Below are 3425 nucleotides of genomic sequence, written 5' to 3' on the forward strand. Positions count from 1 at the left end.
GAGGCCGGACCGTCCGGCCTCCGTCCCGCCCCCCTGCTCCTGCCGCCGGCCTTCACCGGGCTCACCGTCGCGGCGCCCGGGGATGCGGCCGGGCAGGCCTGCCGGCTCGCCTTGGCGGGCGACGTGGAGGCGGGCACGCTGCTCGTGGAGGAGCGCGAGGACGTGATCGCCTTCGCGGTGGTGCTGGCGCCGGCCGAGCCGCTCGCCACCGCGCGCCGCGCCATCTTCGTCGGCATGCAGGCCCTGGCCGACGCGGTCGGCAGCTTCGGGCCGCCGGAAATCCCGGTGAGCTTCCTCTGGCCCGATACCCTGACCTTCAACGGCGCCCGCCTCGGCGGCGGCGCCCTGCACTGGCCGCAGGATTGCGCCGAGGGCGACGTGCCGGACTGGCTCGTGTTCTCGGCGATGCTGATCGCCTCGAAGCGGGAGGCGGGGGATCCCGGCCTGACGCCGGATTCGACCTCGCTCGAGGAGGAGGGGTTTCCGGCGGAGCTGCGCGAGCCCCTGGTCGAGAGCTTCGCGCGCCACCTCACCAAGGCCTTCGAGATCTGGAGCGAGGACGGCTTCACCCGCTCGGCCGGGCGCTATCTGGCGCGCCTCGTGCTGCCGCCGGGGACGCGGGCGAGCGTCGATGAGGCCGGGGATGCGCGGCTGACCGATGCCGAGGGCCGCGGCGAGACCCTGAGGCTGCTGCCGGCCCTGGTCGCCCCCGGCTGGCGCGACCCCGTGACCGGGACGGTGCGGCTGTGAGCCCACTCAAGCTGCCGCGCACCCTCCGGCTCGACCCCTCCGACACCTTCGTCTTCGCGCCCGCCGCCGAGCCCGGCGAGTGGGCGGTGACGGGCTCGTTCCTGTTTTTCGATGCCGACCTCTCCGCCCTGGCGGGGAAGGAGAGGGCGGCCTTCCGCTCCGGCTTCGTCGGCGTGCGCTCCCTCGGCTTCTCCACCCTCGTGGTGGTCAGCGAGGCGAGCGAGGCGGAGCGGGAGGAGGCCGTCGAGGATCTCGCCCGCCACATCCACGCACGCTTCGGCGCGCCGGATCGCGAGGCCGCCCGCGCCGCCGCGCGGGAGGAGATCGCGGTGGCCGCCTCCCTGTGCAACCTGCCGGTCGGCAGCGTCATCGCGATGCATCGCAGCGCGCGGGACGGGGAGATCGCGGAGGAATTCCGCACCCTGCACCAGCGGCCACCGGGCGCCGACCCGCTGCACGGGCGCGCCTTCCACTTCGTCGAGACCGATGAGGACGGGCCGGAGGAGCAGGCCGACCTCGTCGGCCTCGTGAGCGGCGCCTCCACCGGGACGGGGAGACCATGACCGAGTTCTGGGTATCGAGCGGCCATCACCTGACGCAGCGCACGGAGGGCGGCGGCCTCGCCGTCACCGACGAGCTGATCCTCGCCTATCTCGCCCGGCCGGAACTGGTGCCGCCGGAGGAGGCCTGCGCCGCCGAGCGGGCGCTGCATGCCGGCCTCCTCGCCGCACCGCGCCGGCCGGTCTCCCCGGCGGAGATCGCGGGACTCGCCGACGCGGATGCCCGCGAGAACTGGGAGGTGATGCTCGCCTTCCGCGACCGGCTGCTCGCCGCCCGCTCCGTCGAGGCGGCCTATCTCGCCCTGGTGCGGGGCGGCCTGCAGGGCGTGCCGGGCCTGTTCCTGACCCAGCTCGTCCACCTGATCCTGCGCAACGCCCTCGACGGCTGCGACGACCCGTTCGTGCTGCGGGCCGCCGAACTGTTCTTCCGCCCGCAGCGGGTCAGCCTGCACGAAGGGGCGGTGCTGCTCGCCGATGCCGAGGTGATCGCGGCGCGCGAGGGCGGGGCGCCGCTCTCGCCCCTCGTCGCGATGCTGGGCAAGGAGGCGGCGAGCGAGCTCGACGTGCTGACCGAGGAGACGGCCTGGACCTATTGGAGCCGCTCCGACGCCTTCTCCATGGCGCTCAATCTCGGCTCCAGCGCGCGCAGCCGCGAGGGGCTGGCGCGGGCGATCGAGGCCTTCGTGCGCCATCTCCTCAATGCCGAGGTGACGGTGACGCCCCTCGACCGGCTGGAGGATCCCGATTGGCGCTGGTTCGTCGGGCTCGATGCCGAGGGCACGCGGATCGGCAACACGCTCTGGCGCGGCGAGACCCTGGACGAGGCCGCCCGCGAGCGGGTGATCGCGGTCTACGGCCTCACCTTCGCCGATCCCGCCCGCGTCGATCCGCGGGTGGGCGAGCGCCCGGTCTATCTCCTGCTCGCCATGACGCCGGACAAGACCGTGCAGCTCAAACCCCAGAACCTCGTTGTCGGATTGCCGCTGGCCTCCGACCGGGCCGCCGCGTGAGGTTGCGCATGACGCCGGAAGACCGTTTCGAAGTCGGCATCCTGGTGGCGCGCCGCCGCCTGAAGGGCCCCTGGGCGAGCCATGCCTGGCTGCCGGTCGCGGCCCTGCCCGCCGCCGCGCAGGCCGAGCCCTGGACCCGCTTGTCCGAGACGGAGGACGAGGCGCTCTTCTATGCCGGCGCCCACGAGGTCCGGCTGCACATCGCCGAGACCGCGCATTACCGCGACAACCTCGTCTCCGGGCGCCCCTCGCTCTGGGTCACGCTGCACAGCCGCGCCGAGGACACCTACGAGGTCGCGAGCGTGACGGCGGACCCCTACGAGGGCGAATCGATGGCCGAGGGCATCGGCGAGATCGTCGAGGCGGTGCCGATGCCGCCGGAGGTGCAGGCCAAGCTGCTGGCCTTCTTCGAGGCGTTCCACATCGAGCGCACATTCGAGAAGCGCAAGCGCGACCGCGCCGACCCGGAGGCCCTGGCCCGGCGCACCCCCGGAAGCCAGGGCAAGCCGGAATGAGCGACGGCTTCCTCTCCCGCTGGGCGCGCCGCAAGGAGGCGGTCCGCACCGCCGAGCGGACCGGACCGCCGGCCGAGGGCGCCGGGCCGGAGGCGGTGCCAGGGCCGGGGCAGGCGACCGGTGAGAGCGTCCTCCCGCTGCAGGCCGGTGCCGAGGCCGCGTCGACACCGGAGCTGGACGCCCTTCTCGCGCGGCTGCCCTCCCTCGATGCCCTGACGGCGGAGAGCGGCCTGTCGGATTTCCTGCAGGCCGGCGTGCCGACGGCCCTGCGCAACGCCGCCCTGCGGCGGATGTGGTCGCTCGATCCGGCGATCCGCGACTTCGTCAGCGAGGCGCGGGAATACGCCTATGACTGGAACATGCCGGGCGGCGTGCCGGGCATGGGCCCGCTGCTGCCCACCGACGACGTCGCGGCGATGCTGAGGCGGATCGTCGAGGGCGTTCCCCCGAAGGTCGAGGAAGAGAGGCTCACGGAGGGCGAGGCGTCGAACGCGCCGCCCCCGGATCGTCCAGCCGAAGCCGGCGCCACGGCCGCCCCGGAAGCGGAGCCGCTCCCGGCGAACGGGGAGGCGGCACAGCCTCCACCCGCC

At 74.1% G+C, this 3425-nt stretch carries 5 protein-coding genes; all 5 read left to right on the forward strand.

Annotated elements, in window-relative coordinates:
- Positions 1-750 (forward strand): biotin/lipoate--protein ligase family protein (locus MZTS_RS24430; protein ID WP_246482268.1); only part of this gene is annotated, 750 nt, incomplete at its 5' end.
- Entirely contained in the window at positions 747-1313 is a 567-nt protein-coding gene (locus MZTS_RS24435; protein WP_009864926.1) for a DUF6505 family protein, read from the forward strand. The genes MZTS_RS24430 and MZTS_RS24435, both read left to right, overlap by 4 nt.
- On the forward strand, positions 1310-2320 hold the full coding sequence (locus MZTS_RS24440) for a DUF6352 family protein (protein ID WP_192285905.1): 1011 nt from the start codon (positions 1310-1312) through the stop codon (positions 2318-2320). The genes MZTS_RS24435 and MZTS_RS24440 overlap by 4 nt, the downstream gene beginning before the upstream one ends.
- 8 nt (positions 2321-2328) lie before the next feature.
- Positions 2329-2835 carry a DUF3305 domain-containing protein gene (locus MZTS_RS24445; RefSeq protein WP_009863073.1) on the forward strand — a complete coding sequence of 169 codons (507 nt, stop codon included), beginning with the start codon at positions 2329-2331 and terminating at the stop codon, positions 2833-2835.
- Positions 2832-3425 (forward strand): DUF3306 domain-containing protein (locus MZTS_RS24450; RefSeq protein ID WP_192285907.1); only part of this gene is annotated, 594 nt, incomplete at its 3' end. The genes MZTS_RS24445 and MZTS_RS24450, both read left to right, overlap by 4 nt.

The sequence above is a fragment of the Methylorubrum zatmanii genome (assembly GCF_014845115.1).
GTDB classification, from domain to species: Bacteria; Pseudomonadota; Alphaproteobacteria; order Rhizobiales; family Beijerinckiaceae; genus Methylobacterium; species Methylobacterium zatmanii.